The 17,014-nt window shown below is 74.7% G+C and carries 15 protein-coding genes; 8 read left to right on the top strand and 7 right to left on the bottom strand.

Annotated elements, in window-relative coordinates:
* The first annotated feature begins 56 nt into the window (after positions 1 to 56).
* Together ACWGSR_RS09375 and ACWGSR_RS09380 are read left to right on the top strand one after the other, a co-directional pair.
* Complete coding sequence (locus ACWGSR_RS09375; protein ID WP_376242166.1) at positions 57 to 1,406, top strand: nucleobase:cation symporter-2 family protein; 1,350 nt, start codon at positions 57 to 59, stop codon at positions 1,404 to 1,406.
* Positions 1,407 to 1,585: 179 nt separating this feature from the next.
* On the top strand, positions 1,586 to 2,224 hold the full coding sequence (locus ACWGSR_RS09380) for an aspartate/glutamate racemase family protein (protein ID WP_453565399.1): 639 nt from the start codon (positions 1,586 to 1,588) through the stop codon (positions 2,222 to 2,224).
* A 31-nt stretch (positions 2,225 to 2,255) separates the two neighbouring features.
* Here ACWGSR_RS09380 and ACWGSR_RS09385 read toward each other — a convergent pair whose 3' ends face one another.
* Positions 2,256 to 2,942, bottom strand: coding sequence for a hypothetical protein (locus tag ACWGSR_RS09385; protein WP_453564981.1), 687 nt, complete (start codon positions 2,940 to 2,942; stop codon positions 2,256 to 2,258).
* A 144-nt stretch (positions 2,943 to 3,086) separates the two neighbouring features.
* Here ACWGSR_RS09385 and ACWGSR_RS09390 point away from each other — a divergent pair, with 144 nt between their 5' ends.
* Complete coding sequence (locus ACWGSR_RS09390; RefSeq protein WP_453564984.1) at positions 3,087 to 4,058, top strand: fibronectin type III domain-containing protein; 972 nt, start codon at positions 3,087 to 3,089, stop codon at positions 4,056 to 4,058.
* Between the two features lie 80 nt (positions 4,059 to 4,138).
* Positions 4,139 to 5,944: a hypothetical protein gene (locus ACWGSR_RS09395; protein WP_453564986.1), complete on the top strand. Its 1,806-nt coding sequence runs from the start codon at positions 4,139 to 4,141 to the stop codon at positions 5,942 to 5,944.
* A gap of 52 nt (positions 5,945 to 5,996) precedes the next feature.
* Here the strand turns inward: ACWGSR_RS09395 and ACWGSR_RS09400 are convergent, their stop codons facing one another.
* The 3 genes from ACWGSR_RS09400 to ACWGSR_RS09410 form a co-directional block, all read right to left on the bottom strand.
* On the bottom strand, positions 5,997 to 7,142 hold the full coding sequence (locus ACWGSR_RS09400) for a GDSL-type esterase/lipase family protein (protein ID WP_453564989.1): 1,146 nt from the start codon (positions 7,140 to 7,142) through the stop codon (positions 5,997 to 5,999).
* 265 nt (positions 7,143 to 7,407) lie between these two features.
* Positions 7,408 to 9,030, bottom strand: coding sequence for a malate synthase A (aceB, locus tag ACWGSR_RS09405; RefSeq protein ID WP_376242148.1), 1,623 nt, complete (start codon positions 9,028 to 9,030; stop codon positions 7,408 to 7,410).
* Positions 9,031 to 9,256: 226 nt separating this feature from the next.
* Positions 9,257 to 9,895, bottom strand: coding sequence for a nucleotidyltransferase family protein (locus tag ACWGSR_RS09410; RefSeq protein ID WP_453564993.1), 639 nt, complete (start codon positions 9,893 to 9,895; stop codon positions 9,257 to 9,259).
* A 206-nt stretch (positions 9,896 to 10,101) separates the two neighbouring features.
* On the opposite strand from ACWGSR_RS09410, the gene ACWGSR_RS09415 reads away from it, so the two are divergent.
* Positions 10,102 to 10,428, top strand: a complete 327-nt coding sequence (locus ACWGSR_RS09415) for a DUF5955 family protein (RefSeq protein WP_453564995.1) — start codon at positions 10,102 to 10,104, stop codon at positions 10,426 to 10,428.
* A 192-nt stretch (positions 10,429 to 10,620) separates the two neighbouring features.
* On the opposite strand, the gene ACWGSR_RS09420 is transcribed toward ACWGSR_RS09415, so the two are convergent.
* Both ACWGSR_RS09420 and ACWGSR_RS09425 read right to left on the bottom strand, forming a co-directional pair.
* A complete protein-coding gene (locus tag ACWGSR_RS09420; RefSeq protein WP_453564998.1) occupies positions 10,621 to 11,247 on the bottom strand; it encodes a response regulator in 627 nt (208 codons plus the stop codon).
* Positions 11,244 to 12,473 (bottom strand): sensor histidine kinase, encoded by a 1,230-nt coding sequence (locus tag ACWGSR_RS09425; protein WP_453565001.1) that lies wholly within the window; start codon positions 12,471 to 12,473, stop codon positions 11,244 to 11,246. The genes ACWGSR_RS09420 and ACWGSR_RS09425 overlap by 4 nt, the downstream gene beginning before the upstream one ends.
* A gap of 112 nt (positions 12,474 to 12,585) precedes the next feature.
* Between ACWGSR_RS09425 and ACWGSR_RS09430 the strand changes: the two genes are divergently transcribed.
* Positions 12,586 to 13,665: an ABC transporter permease gene (locus ACWGSR_RS09430; RefSeq protein ID WP_453565004.1), complete on the top strand. Its 1,080-nt coding sequence runs from the start codon at positions 12,586 to 12,588 to the stop codon at positions 13,663 to 13,665.
* Positions 13,666 to 13,756: 91 nt separating this feature from the next.
* Positions 13,757 to 14,437, top strand: a complete 681-nt coding sequence (locus tag ACWGSR_RS09435; RefSeq protein ID WP_453565007.1) for an ABC transporter ATP-binding protein — start codon at positions 13,757 to 13,759, stop codon at positions 14,435 to 14,437.
* 75 nt (positions 14,438 to 14,512) lie between these two features.
* Here ACWGSR_RS09435 and ACWGSR_RS09440 read toward each other — a convergent pair whose 3' ends face one another.
* Complete coding sequence (locus tag ACWGSR_RS09440; protein ID WP_366373809.1) at positions 14,513 to 15,319, bottom strand: IclR family transcriptional regulator; 807 nt, start codon at positions 15,317 to 15,319, stop codon at positions 14,513 to 14,515.
* Positions 15,320 to 15,677: 358 nt separating this feature from the next.
* Between ACWGSR_RS09440 and allB the strand changes: the two genes are divergently transcribed.
* A complete protein-coding gene (gene allB / locus ACWGSR_RS09445) occupies positions 15,678 to 17,012 on the top strand; it encodes an allantoinase AllB (RefSeq protein ID WP_453565009.1) in 1,335 nt (444 codons plus the stop codon).
* Positions 17,013 to 17,014 lie beyond the last annotated feature (2 nt).

Here is a 17,014-nt window from a genome sequence, read left to right on the forward strand (position 1 = left end):
CCGCCCCCGAAGACCGCGAGAAGCATCCGGTCGACGAGACGCTGCCCCCAGTGAAGATGCTCACCAGCGGCCTCCAGCACGTGGCCGCCATGTACGCGGGCGTCGTCGCGCCGCCCCTGATCGTCGGAGCGGCCGTCGGCCTCTCCGGCACCGAACTCACCTTCCTCACCGGCGCGAGTCTCTTCACCGCCGGCCTCGCCACCTTCCTCCAGACCCTGGGCGTCTGGAAGATCGGCGCCCGCCTGCCGTTCGTCAACGGCGTCACCTTCGCCGGCGTCGCCCCGATGCTCGCGATCGTCGACACCACCGAGAACAAGGCCGACGCGCTCCCCGTGATCTTCGGCGCGATCATCGTCGCCGGACTCCTCGGCTTCCTCGCCGCCCCCTGGTTCTCCCGGCTCGTCCGGTTCTTCCCGCCGGTCGTCACCGGCACCGTCATCACCCTCATAGGCGTGTCCCTCCTCCCGGTCGCGTTCGGCTGGGCCCAGGGACCCAACCCCCAGGCGAAGGACTACGGTTCGACGACCTTCCTCTCCCTCGCCGGCATCACCCTCGTCGTCGTCCTGCTCCTGCGCCGCTTCACCCGCGGCTTCCTCAAGCAGGTCGCCGTCCTGGTCGGCCTCGTCATCGGCACCCTCATCGCCATCCCGTTCGGCGTCACCGACTTCTCCCCGGTGACCGAGGCGGACATCGTCGGCTTCCCGTCCCCCTTCCACTTCGGCGCCCCGCAGTTCGCCCTCGCCGCGATCATCTCCATGTGCGTGGTCATGCTGGTCTCCATGACCGAGTCGACCGCCGACATGCTGGCGCTCGGCGAGATCGTCGAACGGCCCGCCGACGAGAAGACCATCGCCGCCGGACTGCGCGCCGACACCCTCGGCTCCGCGCTCAGCCCCCTGTTCAACGGCTTCATGTGCAGCGCCTTCGCCCAGAACATCGGCCTGGTCGCCATGACCCGGATCCGCAGCCGCTTCGTCGTCGCCTGCGGCGGCGGCTTCCTGGTCCTCATGGGCCTCTCGCCGGTCGCCGCCTCGCTCATCTCGGTCGTGCCCCGGCCGGTCCTCGGCGGCGCGGGCGTCGTCCTCTTCGGCTCGGTCGCCGCCAGCGGCATCCAGACCCTCGTCAAGGCGGGCCTGGAGAAGGACAACAACGTCCTGATCGTGGCGGTCTCGCTGGCCGTCGGCATCATCCCGATCACGGCGCCGGAGTTCTACCACGCCTTCCCGGAGACCGCGAAGATCATCCTGGACTCCGGCATCTCCACCGGCTGCGTCGCCGCCGTCCTGCTCAACGTGGTCTTCAACCACCTGGGCCGGGGCCGGGACGACGACGAGGTCACCGCGCCGATGGAGCCCGGCGAGGAGATCTCCGGCAGCCGCACCGCGAAGGCGGCGCACGTCCACTGAACCCGCACCCCTTCCCACCGGCCGCCCCGGCCCCCGCCCACCCGGCGGGGCCCGGGGCCGCCGCGCGTGCCACGGGGACGGCCGGGGCGACCGGGGCCGGAGCGGCAGCCGGTACGGGAAGGACAGCCGGTACCGGAAGGACAGCCGGTACCGAAAGGGCGGCCAGGACCGTCGTCCTGATCAACCCCAACACCTCCGCCACCACCACCGCGATGATGACCGCCATCGCCCGGCGGACCCTGGGGCCCGCCCTTCCCGTCCGGGGCGTGACCGTCGCCCGGGGCCCGCGCATGCTCACCGATCCGGCCGCCCTGCGCGCCGCCGCCCCCGAGGTCCTCGCGGCGGGAGTCGCCGCCACCGCCGGGGGCGACTGCGCCGCCCTCCTCGTCGCCGCCTTCGGGGACCCGGGCCTGGCCGCCCTGCGCGAGGCGACCGGACTCCCCGTGGCCGGCCTCGGCGAGGCGGCGCTCCTGGAGGCCGCCGCCGACGGCGCCCCCTTCGGCATCGCCACCACCACCCCGCTCCTGGCCGACGCCATCACGGCCCGGGTGGAGGAGCTCGGACTCTCCGGCCTGTACACGGGCCTGCGGCTCACCGCCGGCGCCCCCGAACACCTCTCCGCCGACCCGGCGGTCCTCCTCGACCGCCTGGAACGGGCGGTCCGCGCCTGTGCCGAACGCGACGGGGCCCGCACCGTCGTCATCGGCGGCGGCCCGCTCGGCGAGGCGGCCGAGGAGCTCCGGACCCGCTGCGCCGTCCGGATCGTCGCCCCGGTCCCGGCCGCCTGCCGGTCGCTGGCCCGCCTGCTGACGGAGTGACGGCCGAACGGGCCCGTCCCGGCGGCCCCGCTCACCCCTCCACCGCGATCCGGCGCCGGCACTCCCGGGCCAGGGACGGGTACGCGGCGCCGATCGCCTCGTACAGGCGCCTGCGCAGCAGCCGTTCGGCCTCGCCGCGCCCCGTCTCGCCGTACAGGCCGTCGAGCAGCGCCTCGTACCGCGAGAGGGCGTGCCGCAGATAGCTCACCTGCCACCGCACGAGCGTCCCGGAGGGCGCCCCGGCCATCCTCCGCACCGCGCCCCCGCCCCCGCCGTCCGGTCCGGGTGTCCGACCCGTCCGTACCGCACCCCCATTTCCACCTCCGCCCCCGCCGTCCGGCTCCGGCGCCCCCGGGCTCCGGGCCCCCAGCAGGTGTCGGTGGCGGACGGCGCGGCGCTCCAGCTCGGGGCCGGGCAGCCGGGGCACCTCGATCGGCTCCGCGCGGATCGCGGCCAGGACGGCGGCCCGTCGCCGCTCGGCGTACGCCCCGGTGGCGGGGGAGCGGACCCGCGAGAGCTCCGAGGCCCCGGCGAACTCGGGCGTCCGCTCCACGGTCTCCACCCGGGCGAGCAGATAGAGCCGCACCGGCGCGAGGGACCAGCGGCGCGGGTCGCGGCCCTGCACGTCGGGCGTGCCCAGCAGGTCCCGGACCATCGCGTCGGTCCAGCCGCGCCGGCGCACCCCGGCGAGCGACACGTAGGTCGTACGGTCCGTCATGTTTCCCCCAGAACTCGACTACGGAGCGTGACGATTCCAGTGAAGCGCACCCCACTGACAACGCCCCCTCCGGCGCCCCCTTGTCGTGCCCGCTCCGACTGTGCGATATAGGTCTGGACCTTTCCGACGGACGGAGGCAGTACCGTGCAACGCCCGTTCCCCCCACGCCGCCTGCTCGCCCCGGCAGTACTCCTCGCGCTCGCCCTCACCGCCTGCTCCACCGCCGGGGCCGAGCCGGAGGACACCCGCGCCCCCACCGCGCCCACCGGCGTCACCGCCACCTCGGGCAGCTCGACCACCGTCCACGTCATGTGGAGCGCCGCCACCGACGACCGCGCCGTCACCGGCTACGAGGTCCACCGCGACGGACGCAAGGTCAAGGACCTCCCCGCCACCACCCTCATGACCGACGTCGTCGGCCTCGACCCGGCCACCCCCCACCGCTTCACCGTCCGCGCCCGCGACGCCGCCGGCAACACCTCGCCCCCCAGCGCCACCGTCGCCGCCACCACCCTCCCGGCCGCCGCCGAGGACCGCACGCCCCCCACCGCCCCGACCGGCCTCCGCGTCACCCCCGACGGCGGCCGCGCCGCCGCCCTCCGCTGGTCCCCGGCCCGGGACGACACCCGGGTCACCGCGTACGACGTCTACCAGGCCGACACCCGCGTCCACACGGTCCCCGGCACCGCCACCGACGCCCGCCTCACCGGCCTGCGCCCCGGCACCGCCTACGCGTTCACCGTCCGCGCCCGCGACGCCGCCGAGAACTCCTCCCCGGACAGCAACGCGGTCGACCTCACCACCGCCCCGGCCCCGGGTGCGCCCGCCAACACCGCCCCCACCGACCTCATCGCCACCGCCGCGAAGGGCGGCGAGATCACCCTCACCTGGACCCCGCCGAAGACGGGCGCCCCGGTCACCCACCACGAACTCCACCTCAACGGCCGCTTCGCCACCACCATCGTCTGGGGCGCCGCACCACCCCCCGGCCGCGCCACCTACACCTTCCCGGTCACCGACCCCCCGGGCACCCGCTACACCCTCACCCTCCGCGCCCGGCTCCCCGACGGCACCTGGGGCGACTTCTCGGCACCGAGGACGGTGGTCGTGCGCTGAGACGCCCCGAACTGCGGCGACACACCTGTCCCCTGCTCCTTGCAGCCCGGAACCACCCACCCGGAACTACCCTGGGAAGCGTGGCCGAGACCGTTCTCACCAACACCGGGCTCGACAGGTTCCTCGAACTCGTCGGCGGAGCACCCGAGCACCGCGACCCCGCGTTCGCGCGTGCCGCCGAGGCGGTGCTCGGGCTCCTCGCGCTCCGGGGGGCCGACCGGGAGACGGGGGTGCCCGAGCCGACGCCCGAGCTGACGCGGCAGCTCCTCGTGGAGGACCTGCCGACGTTCGTGCACGTGCCGCCCGGCGAGCTCGCGCTCTACCCGGCCGTGCTCGGGGCGCTCGCCGCCCGCTTCGACGGCGACCGCGCCGAGCGGATCGCCGCGGTGGTCGCGGAGGCCGGGCCCGACTTCGAACGGGCCATGAACGACCCCGGGAACCTCACCTGGCACCGCTGGTACGCCTCCCTCCTGCGCACCTGCGGCGCCGACCTCGCCGACCCCGAGGACGTGCGGCGCAGGCTCGCCGCCCTCGACGGCGCGCCCCTCCCCGACGGCGCGCGCCGGGCCGACCTCATGGGGCGGACCGCCCTCGCGGACGTCCTGCTCACCGAGGCCCTCACGCGCGCGTACGTACGGGACGCCGAGGCGCCGCCGCCCGTCGGGCCGCTGCTCACGGACCACGCCGTCGCGACCGGCATCGGACAGGTCGCCACCGCCCTCCAGGACCGGTGGACCGCCGCCGGACTCGCCGCGCAGCTCGCCGGGCCGTACGCACACTACGCCCCCGGCCCCGACGCCTTCCCCCATCTCGTCCTGGCCGACGCCCTCCTGGACGAGCACCTCGACCACCACGGCGACCCCGCCGCCCCCGTGCCCCCGCCGCCCGCGATCGAGCCCGGCTCCCCCGAGGACGTCGAGGACGACGCGAACACCCTCCTCGCCGCCGTCGAGGAGCTCGCCGAGGAGGAGTTCGAACCGTACGGGGGCGAGGCCCCGCACCTCCTCTACGTGGTCTACCAGCGCGGCTGTTCCGCCGAGTCCGTCGCCCGCAAGGCCGCCGAGTACGAGGACTGGACCGTCGACCCGGCCCTGGAGGACCTGCCCGTCCCGGTGCCGGACGGCGCGCCCGACGCGTACGCGGTCCCGCCCGTGCCGGAGCTCGTCCGGCTCCTGGGCACCCCGGAGCTGAACGAGGCCGACCGCGCCCGGCTCGAAGGGCCCGCCCGGGACCTGGCCGCCGTCCTCGACCGGCTCGCCGCCACCGGCCTGGCCTTCCGGAGCGGCGACGCCTTCGGGCTCACCCCGCGCGGCGCGGGCGCCGTGCGCTACCTGCTCGGCGTGCGCGGGGTCGCCGCGCCCGACGCCGCCGAGGCCGCGGCCTGGCCCGCGTCCGTCCTGGTCGCCGCCGCCGGGGGCTGGTCCGCGTCCGTCGCCGCGCGCGTGCTCGGCGACTGGCTCCACGCGCGCGTGGACACCGACCGCGCCTGGACCGAACTGCTCGACGCCCTCGGCACCGTCCACGCCGGCACCTCCGAAGCGGCCGCCGTCCGGAGGCTCTTCACCGTCCTGGACACCGCCACCGCCCCGCCCGGGGCGCTGCGCGCCGCCCTCCGCGACCCGGTGCTCGGCGCGTACGCCCTCCGGGTCCTGGAGGGCCGGGGCGAGGAGGCCGACCCGATCCAGGTCCCGACCTCGGCCCGGGCCCTGCACGTCCTCGACGCGCTGCCCGCCAAGAAGGGCCCCCTGGAGTCCCGCCGCGCCGCCTTCGACGGGGCGGCGGCCGCCTGGCCCGGCGGCTCCGCCGCCCTGGTCCGCGCGATGGCCGAGGCGGACCGGCACGAGGCGGAACACGTCCTCGGCCCGCTCGGCATCGCCCTGCCGTGACGCCGGAGGGGCCGACGGGCCCCTGCCCCACGAAGGGATCGACGGCCCCGCCTCACCCCGCCGTGAGGTACATCCCCGACGCGCCCGCGCCCGCCGTGTTCCGGCACGCGCGGTGGCCGGCCGGGACGGCCTGGATCAGGGCCAGGCAGCGGCCGAGGGCCTGCTGGCCGTAGGCGTTGGGGTGCATCGACTCCTGGACGAGGCCCTGGGTGCTCCGGCTGTCGATCCAGCGCGCCCATTCGCTCGTCGCCGCCGACGGCGGCAGGGAGGCGGTCGCCTGCCTGCTGCCCTTCGCGCACACCTCGCGCCCCTGGAGGCTGTCCCGCAGGTCCAGGAACTGGGCGCCCTTGGCCACGGCGACCTGCCGCAGACGGTCGGCGAGCCGCGGGACCAGGGTGTCCCGCGCCCAGTTCGCGTCGGCGTCCCAGAACGGGCAGCCGCCGGTACTCGTACGGGACCAGCCGCTCTCCGCGTACCGGTTCTCGGCGGCGCGCGGGACGGGCGAGGGGTACGACTGGAGCACGATCCGGTAGTCCGAAGCGCCGTACCCGGCGCCGGACATGACGGCCCGGATCTCGTCGACGGCCTTGCCGACCTTCGCCATCGCGCCGTCGATCCGCGCGTCGACCGCGGCCTGCTGGTCGTCGTGGCAGTACGAGTACCAGACGACGTAGTCGGTGGCGCAGGCGGTGATGATGTCGGCGAAGCCGAGGTCGTTGCCGCCGACGGAGAGCGCGATCAGCTCCACGTCGTGCGAGGCGGCCACGGCGGCCAGCCGATCGGCCTGGGGCGCCTCGCCCTTGAGGGCCCGGCCGCCCTGGGAGGCGCGGAAGACGTTCTCCGCGGTCGCCCCCGAGCAGGCGAGGTTGACGAGCGAGGCGGCGATCGGACCGGCGCTCCGCACCTCGGCGGTGTCGGAGCGGTGGCAGCCGCCGGCGGTGGAGCCGTACACCCGCGAGGGGTCGTAGCCGCTGCCGGTCCAGGCCCGGTCGGTGCCGTGGCGGCTGCCGGAGTCGGTCAGGCCGTTGCCCTGCCAGCGTCCGGCCTCGCCGGAGATGTAGCTGTCGCCCATGGCGACGACGGCGGTGGGTCCGGAGCCGGGGGAGGCGTGGGCGGGCGAGACGGCGACGGAGGCGAGTCCGGCGGCGGTACACAGGGCCAGGAACGCGCGCAGGGCGCGGTGGGGTTTCGAGGGCATGGCTGTGCTCCTGCGGTACGCGGTGACGTGGGGGACAGCCGCCGGCCGGTGGCAGGCGGAATCTCGCACGGCGTGGCTTGTTACCGCTAGGTAGCCGCACATCTCGGTTGTGTCTCGTCGCCTGTGACGCCACAGGGCCGGAGGAGAGCGAGAGGGGAAAAGGGGGCGGGCCCCGCTTCCGGTGCTGTGCGACACCGGGAGCGGGGCCCGTCCGAAACGCCGTCCGACGACTGTGCGGGCAGCCGGATCAGCAGTACGGGTCGAGTCAGCCGACCAGCTGCTCGTACGCGGGAAGGGTCAGGAAGTCCGCGTAGTCCGCGTCGAGGGAGACGTGGAGCAGCAGGTCGTGTGCCTGCTGCCACTTGCCGGCCGCGAAGGCCTCCTCGCCGATCTCGGCGCGGATCGCGGCCAGTTCCCCGGCGGCGACCTCGCGGGCCAGCTCCGGGGTGGCCGCCTCGCCGTTCTCGAAGACGACGCCCGCGTTGATCCACTGCCAGATCTGGGAGCGGGAGATCTCGGCGGTGGCCGCGTCCTCCATCAGGTTGAAGATGGCGACGGCGCCGAGGCCGCGCAGCCACGCCTCGATGTAGCGGATGCCGACCTGGACGGCGTTGCGCAGGCCGTCGTAGGTGGGCTTGGCGTCGAGCGAGTCGATCGCGATCAGGTCGCCGGCCGCGACGGAGACGTCCTCGCGCAGGCGGTCCTTCTGGTTCGGCTTCTCGCCGAGGACGGCGTCGAAGGAGGCCATCGCGATCGGCACCAGGTCGGGGTGGGCGACCCAGGAGCCGTCGAAGCCGTCGCCGGCCTCGCGGTCCTTGTCGGCCTTGACCTTCTCGAACGCGACCTTGTTGACCTCGGCGTCCTTGCGGGACGGGATGAAGGCCGCCATGCCGCCGATCGCGTGCGCGCCGCGCTTGTGGCAGGTGCGCACGAGGAGTTCGGTGTACGCGCGCATGAACGGGGCCGTCATCGTGACCGCGTTGCGGTCCGGCAGGACGAACTTGGCGCCGCCGTCACGGAAGTTCTTGACGATGGAGAAGAGGTAGTCCCAGCGGCCCGCGTTCAGGCCGGCCGCGTGGTCGCGGAGCTCGTAGAGGATCTCCTCCATCTCGTACGCGGCCGTGATGGTCTCGATGAGGACCGTGGCGCGGACGGTGCCCTGCGGGATGCCGACGTGGTCCTGGGCGAAGACGAAGACCTCGTTCCAGAGGCGGGCCTCCAGGTGCGACTCCGTCTTCGGCAGGTAGAAGTACGGGCCCTTGCCGAGGTCGATCAGGCGCCGGGCGTTGTGGAAGAAGTACAGGCCGAAGTCGACGAGCGCGCCGGGAACGGGCCGTCCGTCCAGGACGAGGTGGCGCTCCTCCAGGTGCCAGCCGCGCGGCCGCATGACGACCGTGGCCAGCTCCTCGGCGGGCTTGAGGGCGTACGACTTGCCGGAGCGCGGGTCCGTGAAGTCGATGTTCCGGGTGTACGCGTCGATCAGGTTGAGCTGGCCCAGGACCACGTTCTCCCAGGTCGGCGCCGAGGCGTCCTCGAAGTCGGCGAGCCACACCCGCGCACCGGAGTTGAGCGCGTTGATCGTCATCTTGCGGTCGGTGGGACCGGTGATCTCGACCCGGCGGTCGTTCAGGGCCGCCGGAGCCGGCGCGACCTTCCAGGAGTCGTCGGCGCGGATCGCGGCGGTCTCCGGCAGGAAGTCCAGGGTGGACGTGCGGGCGATCTCGGCGCGGCGCTCCGCCCGGCGGGCGAGGAGCTCGTCCCGGCGCGGGGTGAACCGCCGGTGCAGTTCGGCGACGAAGGCCAGGGCGGCGTCGGTGAGCACCTCTTCCTGACGCGGCAGGGGCTCGGCGTCGACGACGGCCAGGGGGGACGGCGCTGGTGCGGACATGAACTGTCACTTCCTTCAGCGGACTTCGCGGGCGGTGCCAGGCGGCCGCCGGGCGTCACGGGACGGCACGGAGTGCCACCGAAGCCGAGATACGGCCGCGAGCGCCTTCTGGGCTGGCAGGCGCTTCTGAACAGTGGATACTAGTTTCCTCATGGTGGAAGTTCAATGGTTTGTTGATGTCGAGATTCTCCGGATCGACAGAACACGGCGCTCAGTGCCAGGCCGCTCACTCCAAGTGCGCCAGGTCCGCCTCGGTGTCGATGTCGTAGGGCTCGGCCACATCCGAGCAGTCCACCGGCGTGATCGCATCCCGGTGCGCCGCCAGGTAGTCCCGCGCGCCCCGGTCGCCCACCGCCGTCTCCACGACGCCCGACCAGTGGCCGGCGCCGAACAGCACCGGATGCCCCCGCCGCCCGTCGTACGAGGCCGCCGCGAGCGAGTCCCGCGAGCCGTACGCCGCCCGGACCCGGGCCACCGCCTCCGCCCCGATCCCCGGCTGGTCGACCAGCGACACCAGCGCCGCGTCCACCCCGCGCGGATCGGCGGCGAGCGACGCGAGCCCGGCCCGGAGCGAGGAGCCCATCCCCGCCGCCCACTCCGGGTTGTCCACCAGGACGCACCCGGGCAGCTCCGCACGCTCCCGCACGGCGTCGGCCGACGCCCCGAGCACCACGTGCACCACCTCGCACCCGGCCGCGCGCAGCACCCCCACCGCGTGCTCCACCAGGGGTCGGCCCCGGTGGACGAGGAGCGCCTTGGGCCGGCCCCCGAGCCGCCGCCCGCCCCCGGCGGCGAGCAGCAGACCGGCCACGACGGGGGCGCGGTCGGAGAGGAACGGGTCGGTTCGGTCTTCCGGAGTCGTCATGGAGACTGCATACCGCATCCGGACGGAAACACACGGTTGCCCGAATCAGCCTTGCGGGGGGTGGCGCGTGGGGTGGCGAAGGAGTTAACTGGCCCGACTCGCGGCGCCCGACCGCCGTCCGGAGTCGTCCGGAGGGGGCGGTCCGGGGCGTTCCGCGTGCTCGGGGTGTGGAGTTCTGCGCACAGTGTCGTGCGAGGGGGAGAGCCATGTTGCGAAGCGTGGAGCAGAGGCCGGTGGGCAGCGAGGGCGTGGACCCCAGGGTGACCGAACTGCGGTCGGCCGTGTCCCGGCTCCGGCGCGAACTAGCCGCGCACCGAGCCGAGTTCGCCGACCGCGAGATCGCGGAGGGGGAGCTCGCGGCGCTCGACGCCATGGCGCTCGGCGGCGCTCCGGAGGTACGGCGGCTGCGCCGCTCCCTGCTGATCGTCGCGGGCTGCGTCGGCTCCGTCAGCGCCCTCGCCGACGCCCTCGCCGGGGTCCGCCGCGCCGTCGAACTCTTCGGCGCGCCGCCGGAGCGGGGCGCGGGGAACTGAGGGGCCGTCAACCGGCCGCCCTTCAGCGGGTCGCCTTCCCATCGGCCGCCCATCGCCCGTCGCCCGTCGCCCGTCGCCCGTCGCTCGTCGCTCGTCGCTCGTCGCTCGTCGGCCGGTCGCCCGTCGCCCGTCGCTCGTCGGCCGGTCGGCCGGTCGCCCGTCGCCCGCCGACCGACCGCCCGGCCCCGCCCCCTACCGCCTGATCAGCCGCCGCGCCGTCGCCGCCGCCACCGCCGCCGTGCGGGAGTCCACGCCCAGCTTCGCGAAGACGTGGACCAGATGGGACTTCACCGTCGCCTGGCTCAGGAACAGCGCCTTGCTGATCTGCAGGTTCGACAGGCCCTCGCCGACCAGTTGGAGCACCTCCAGCTCGCGCTTGGTCAGCGCCTCCGCCGGGGTCCGCATCCGGTCCATGAGCCGGTGCGCCACCGCCGGGGCGAGGGCCGACTGCCCGGCCGCCGCCGTCCGGACCGCCGCCGCCAGCTCCTCCGGCGGCGCGTCCTTCAGGAGGTAGCCGCAGGCGCCCGCCTCCACCGCCGCCAGGATGTCCGCGTCCGTGTCGTACGTCGTCAGGACCAGCACCTTCGGCCCGTCCGCCGCCGCCGTGATCGCCGCCGTCGCCTCCGAGCCGTGCATCCCCGCGCCGAACTGGAGGTCCATCAGGACCACGTCCACGCCCCCGGCGGCGGTCAGTTCCACCGCGCGCTCGGCGGTGGCGGCCTCCGCGACGACCGCGAAGTCCGGCTCGGTGTCGAGGACCGCGCGCAGGCCCGCCCGTACCACCGGATGGTCGTCGGCGAGCAGAAGGCGGATGGTCATGCGGAACCTCCGGCGGGAAGGGAACCCTTGTCGGACAGCGGCAGGGAGACGGCGACGGCGGTGCCCTGGCCCGGCGCGGACTCCACGGTGAACGTGCCGCCCAGCGACTCCGCCCGCGACCGCATCGCCGGGAGCCCGAAGCCGCCCTCGGACGAGGGGCGCACGGAGCCTGGCTCGAAGCCCTTCCCGTCGTCGACCACGTCCAGGGTCACCGACGCGTCCATGAACGACAGGGTGATCTCCGCCCGCGAGGCCGAGGCGTGCCGCACCGTGTTCACGAGGGCCGACTGCGCGATCCGCAGCAGCGCCACCTCGTACGGGGTCGGCAGCCCCACCGGCGTCCCGCTCACCGAGAACCGGACCCGGGGCCCTGTCCCCGGCCCGTACGGACCGGCCCCCGCGCCCGGCTCGCACAGGCGCTCCAGGGCCGCCGCGAGCGAACCGTGCTCCAGGTCCGACGGCGTCAGGGCCCGCACGAAGCGCCGCGCCTCCGTCAGGTTGTCCTGCGCCGCCCGGCGCGCCCGCTCGATGTGCCCGGCGGCGGGGGAGCCCGGCGGCAGCACCCGCTCGGCCGCCCGCAGCAGCAGCTGGATCGAGGACAGGCCCTGCGCGAGCGTGTCGTGGATCTCCCGCGCGAGCCGCTCCCGCTCGGCGAGCGTCCCCGCGTGCCGCTCCGCCGCCGCCAGCTCCGCCCGCGTCGCGATCAGCTCCTCGATGAGCCGGCGCCGCCGCTCGCTCTCCCGGTAGAGGGCCTGGTAGCCGAGGACCGTCGCCACCGCGACCGCCGCGCCGAGCAGCGGCCCGATGAAGACCCCCGGGTTGAGCGCGGCGCCGTGCCCCACGTACGAGAGGATCGCCGCGCCCGCCGTGAGCGCCACCGCCGGCAGCGACCAGCGGACGGGCAGCAGGTGGAGCTGGAGGAAGTACAGCGGGAACGCCACCCACAGTGCCTCCGGCGTCAGCCAGAGCATCACCAGCCAGGACGCCCCCAGGACCCCCAGCCAGACGCCGGCCGCCCGCCGGGAGTTCCGTACCGCCGACAGGTACGACCCCGCCGCGTAGACCGCTCCCGTCACCGCCGCCGCCACCGTCCCGGCGGCCGAGTGCGCCCGCACCGCCGCCAGGGCGAGCAGGCCCGCCATGAGCAGGTGCAGACAGAGGCGCAGCACGGGCGGGGCGGGGGCGAGGGGACGCCGGGCGGGGTGGAGGGAGGGGTGGGGATCCATGATCCCTCCAGGGTAGACAGCGGGAGCGGGACCCGGCTCAACCGAAAGTTCGATTGCGGGGCCATCCGCCGCGCGATGTCCGCGAGGGGGTGCGCGGACCAGGCTGGCCGGCATGTTCGTGGCATGGAGAGACATGGGATTCGCCAAGGGGCGGTTCGCCCTGATGGGCACGGTGATCGTGCTGATCACCCTGCTCGTGGGGCTGCTGTCCGGGCTGACCGCCGGACTCGCGCGGGAGAACGTCTCCGCGATCACCGGCCTGCCCGCCGACCGGCTGGCCTTCGCGGCGCCGCCGTCCGGGCGGTCGGTCTCCTTCACCGACTCGACGGTGACGGAGGAGCAGTGGCGGGCGTGGGCGGAGCGGCCCGGGGTGACGGGCGCGGCGCCGCTCGGCATCCGCACCCTCAATGCGGTGGCCGGGGACCGCACCGCCGCCGTCTCCGTCTTCGGCACGGAGCCGGAGTCCGGGCTCGCGCCCGCGCCCGTCGCCCCCGGCAGGGCGGTCCTGTCGGAGTCGGCGGCCGAGGAGCTGGGCGTGGGCGCCGGTGACGCGCTCCGCCTCGGCCCCCTGGAGGTCGCCGTCGCGGCCGTCTCCGGCGACGCCTCGTACAGCCACACGCCCGTCGTGTGGACCTCCCTCGACGACTGGCAGAAGGTCGGCCACAGCGGCACCACCGCGCGGGAGCAGGCCACCGTCATCGCCCTGAGCGGGGGAGGCGGGGCCGACTGGGCGGCCGGTGACGAGGCCGCCGGCACCGAGGCGCGGACCGTCGGCGACTCCCTCACCGCCATCGGGTCCCACCAGGCCGAGAACGGCTCCCTCCAGCTCATGCGCGGCTTCCTCTTCGTCATCTCCGCCCTGGTCGTCGGGGCCTTCTTCACCGTCTGGACCGTCCAGCGCGCCGGTGACGTCGCCGTCCTCAAGGCGCTCGGCGCCTCCACCCCGTACCTCCTGAGGGACGCCCTCGGGCAGGCCGTCCTCGTGCTCACCGCCGGCACCCTGCTCGGCACCGGGCTCGCGCTCGGCATCGGCGCCCTGGTCGGCGGCGGGAACGTGCCCTTCGTCCTGGACCCGCTCACCGTCCTCGGACCGGCCGCCGTCATGGGCGTCCTCGGCGTGCTCGGCGCGGCCCTGGCCGTCCGGCGGATCACCGCCGTCGACCCCCTCACGGCCCTGGGCAGCGCCCGATGAGCCCTCTCGCCACGCACCGGAGCACCCGATGATCCCCCTCACCGCACAGTAAGCACCCGATGAGCCCCCTCACCGCACAGTGGAGCACCCGATGAGCCTCGTCCTCGACGACGTCACCCTCACCTACCCCGACGGCGACGGCCGGCTCACCGCCCTCGACGCCGTCTCCCTCGCCGTCCCCGCCGGGACGCTCACGGCCGTCGTCGGCCCCTCGGGTTCCGGCAAGTCCAGCCTGCTCGCGGTGGCCGCGACCCTGGTCACCCCGGACCGGGGGCGGGTCGTCGTCGCCGGTACGGACGCGGGGGCGCTCACCCCGGCCGGCCGGGCGGAGCTGCGGCGCGAGCACGTCGGGATCGTCTTCCAGCAGCCCAACCTGCTGCCCGCGCTGAGCGCGGTGGAGCAGGTGCAGGTGATGGCCCATCTGGCGGGCCGCTCCCCGAAGGCGGTACGGGGCAGGGCCCTGGAACTGCTCGACGCGGTGGGCCTCGCGGACCTGGCCGGGCGCCGGCCGCACCGGCTCTCGGGCGGCCAGCGGCAGCGCGTCAACATCGCGCGGGCCCTGATGAACGAGCCGTCCGTCCTCCTGGTCGACGAGCCGACCAGCGCCCTCGACCACGAGCGGGGGGCGGCGGTCATGGACCTCCTCGCCCGCCTGGCGGGGGACCGGGGCACGGCGACGGTCCTGGTCACCCACGACCGGACCCATCTGTCCCGGGCGGACCGCACGGTGACGGTCAGGGACGGCCGGCTCTCGGAGGCCGTACCCCTGTAGTCCCCGGCAGGCAGTCCCCGGCACGCACGAGGGCGCCCGGAACCGGCCTGGTTCCGGGCGCCCTCGTACGGGGTTTCAGGCCTGGCCGTTCCCCGCCGTGTTCGCCAGCGCCGCCGACAGGTCGCGGGCCACCTCCTGGAGGATCGGGACGATCTTCTCCGTGGCCGCCTCGGTGACCCGGCCCGCCGGGCCCGAGATGGAGATGGCGGCGGCGGTGGGGGAGTCCGGCACGGACACCGCGAGGCAGCGGACCCCTATCTCCTGCTCGTTGTCGTCGACCGCGTACCCCGCCTCGCGGACCGCGACGAGCGCGTCGAGGAAGCCCTCGGGCGTGGTGATGGTCTTCTCGGTCGCGGCCGGCATGCCGGTGCGGGCGAGCAGCGCGCGCACCTCCTCCGGCGGGGTGTGCGCGAGGAGCGCCTTGCCGACGCCGGTCGAGTGCGGCAGGACCCGCCGGCCGACCTCGGTGAACATGCGCATCGAGTGCTTGGACGGCACCTGCGCCACGTACACGATCTCGTCGCCGTCGAGCAGCGCCATGTTCGCGGTCTCGCCGGTCTCCTCGACGAGCCGGGCGAGGTACGGCCGCGCCCAGGTGCCGAGGAGGCGGGAGGCGGACTCGCCGAGCCGGATGAGCCGGGGGCCGAGCGCGTACCGCCGGTTGGGCTGCTGGCGCACGTAGCCGCAGGCGACGAGGGTGCGCATCAGGCGGTGGATCGTGGGGAGCGGGAGCCCGCTGCTGGCGGAGAGCTCGCTCAGCCCGACCTCGCCCCCGGCGTCGGCCATCCGCTCCAGGAGGTCGAAGGCGCGCTCGAGGGACTGGACGCCCCCGCTCGCGGCGGGTTTGGCGGCGTCGGTGGTGCTGGCGCTGGACGTCGGCACGTCACGGTCCTTTCGGGGCGGGCGGGCAAGGCAGCAGCCTACCGGGCCACCGGCCGGGGCACACGGTCCCGGTCCCGGCGTCGGCGCCGGTCAGGGGGTGTTTGTCCGGTGTCGGAGAGGGCCCGGAGCGGTCCGGGGCTGCCCCGCATGTGCGGAGCTACGTTCTACTGTACGAAATTTACATTCCACTTCGTGGAAACGTCCAAGCCGGATCCGGCGGTCCCGGATGCTGGAAGTGTGCCCTTGACGACATGTCGTCCGGAAGTGAAGACTCCTTCAACAGTTCGTTGAATTTCTCCGTGGAGCCCGCCCCGAGCAGGGGCGGCTCCTTCCCGGAGCAGTGGAAGAAGGGGTACGGGTGGACATCGACCTGGTCCTGCGCTCGACGCGCGTCATCACCCCCGAGGGGACGCGCCCGGCGTCGATCGCCGTCTCCGGAGGGACGATCGCGGCCGTGCTGCCGTACGACGCCGAGGTGCCCGCCGGCGCCCGGCTGGAGGACGTCGGCGACGACGTCGTCCTGCCCGGACTCGTCGACACCCACGTGCACGTGAACGACCCCGGCCGCACCGAGTGGGAGGGCTTCTGGACCGCCACCCGCGCGGCCGCCGCCGGCGGCATCACCACCCTGCTCGACATGCCGCTCAACTCGCTGCCGCCGACCACCACCGTGGAGAACCTGCGCGTCAAGCAGGACGTCGCCCGCGCCAAGGCCCACATCGACGTCGGCTTCTGGGGCGGCGCCCTGCCCGACAACGCCAAGGACCTGCGCCCGCTGCACGACGCCGGCGTCTTCGGCTTCAAGTGCTTCCTGTCGCCCTCCGGCGTGGAGGAGTTCCCCGAGCTCGACCAGGAGCAGCTGGCGACCTCGCTCGCCGAGGTCTCCGGCTTCGGCGGCCTGATGATCGTGCACGCCGAGGACCCGCACCACCTCGCCGCCGCGCCCCAGCGGTCGGGCGGCGCGTACGCCGACTTCCTCGCCTCCCGGCCCCGGGACGCCGAGAACACGGCCATCGAGAACCTGATCAACCAGGCCCGCCGGCTCGACGCCCGCGTCCACGTGCTGCACCTCTCCTCCTCCGACGCGCTGCCGGCCATCGCCGCCGCCAGGGCCGAGGGCGTGAAGATCACCGTCGAGTCCTGTCCGCACTTCCTCACCCTCACCGCCGAGGAGATCCCGGACGGCGCCACCGAGTTCAAGTGCTGCCCGCCGATCCGCGAGGCCGCCAACCAGGACGCGCTGTGGCAGGGGCTCGCGGACGGCACGATCGACTGCATCGTCTCCGACCACTCGCCGTCCACCGCCGACCTCAAGACCCCCGACTTCGCCTCCGCGTGGGGCGGGATCTCCTCCCTCCAGCTCGGCCTGCCCGCCATCTGGACCGAGGCCCGCCGCCGCGGCCACGACCTGACGGACGTCGTCCGCTGGATGTCCACCGGTCCCGCCCGGCTCGCCGGACTCGACCGCAAGGGCGCCATCGAGGCCGGCCGCGACGCCGACTTCGCCGTCCTCGACCCCGAGGCGACCTTCACCGTCGACCCGGCCGAGCTCCAGCACCGCAACCGGATCACCGCCTACGCGGGCCGGACCCTGCACGGCGTCGTCACCTCCACCTGGCTGCGCGGCGAGCGGATCGCCGACCACGGTGTCCTCGCCGAACCCTCCGGCCGCCTCCTCGAAAGGAACAACTGACC

The sequence above is a fragment of the Streptomyces sp. NPDC055632 genome (assembly GCF_053618675.1).

Bases quoted from the DNA above. Each gene is read 5' to 3' on its own strand.
- ACWGSR_RS09375 (WP_376242166.1), top strand. From the start codon at position 57: ATGCTCACCAGCGGCCTCCAGCACGTGGCCGCCATGTACGCGGGCGTC.
- ACWGSR_RS09385 (WP_453564981.1), bottom strand. From the start codon at position 2,942: ATGACGGACCGTACGACCTACGTGTCGCTCGCCGGGGTGCGCCGGCGC.
- ACWGSR_RS09400 (WP_453564989.1), bottom strand. From the start codon at position 7,142: ATGCCCTCGAAACCCCACCGCGCCCTGCGCGCGTTCCTGGCCCTGTGT.
- aceB (WP_376242148.1), bottom strand. From the start codon at position 9,030: ATGTCCGCACCAGCGCCGTCCCCCCTGGCCGTCGTCGACGCCGAGCCC.
- ACWGSR_RS09410 (WP_453564993.1), bottom strand. From the start codon at position 9,895: ATGACGACTCCGGAAGACCGAACCGACCCGTTCCTCTCCGACCGCGCC.
- ACWGSR_RS09415 (WP_453564995.1), top strand. From the start codon at position 10,102: ATGTTGCGAAGCGTGGAGCAGAGGCCGGTGGGCAGCGAGGGCGTGGAC.
- ACWGSR_RS09420 (WP_453564998.1), bottom strand. From the start codon at position 11,247: ATGACCATCCGCCTTCTGCTCGCCGACGACCATCCGGTGGTACGGGCG.
- ACWGSR_RS09425 (WP_453565001.1), bottom strand. From the start codon at position 12,473: ATGGATCCCCACCCCTCCCTCCACCCCGCCCGGCGTCCCCTCGCCCCC.
- ACWGSR_RS09430 (WP_453565004.1), top strand. From the start codon at position 12,586: ATGTTCGTGGCATGGAGAGACATGGGATTCGCCAAGGGGCGGTTCGCC.
- ACWGSR_RS09435 (WP_453565007.1), top strand. From the start codon at position 13,757: ATGAGCCTCGTCCTCGACGACGTCACCCTCACCTACCCCGACGGCGAC.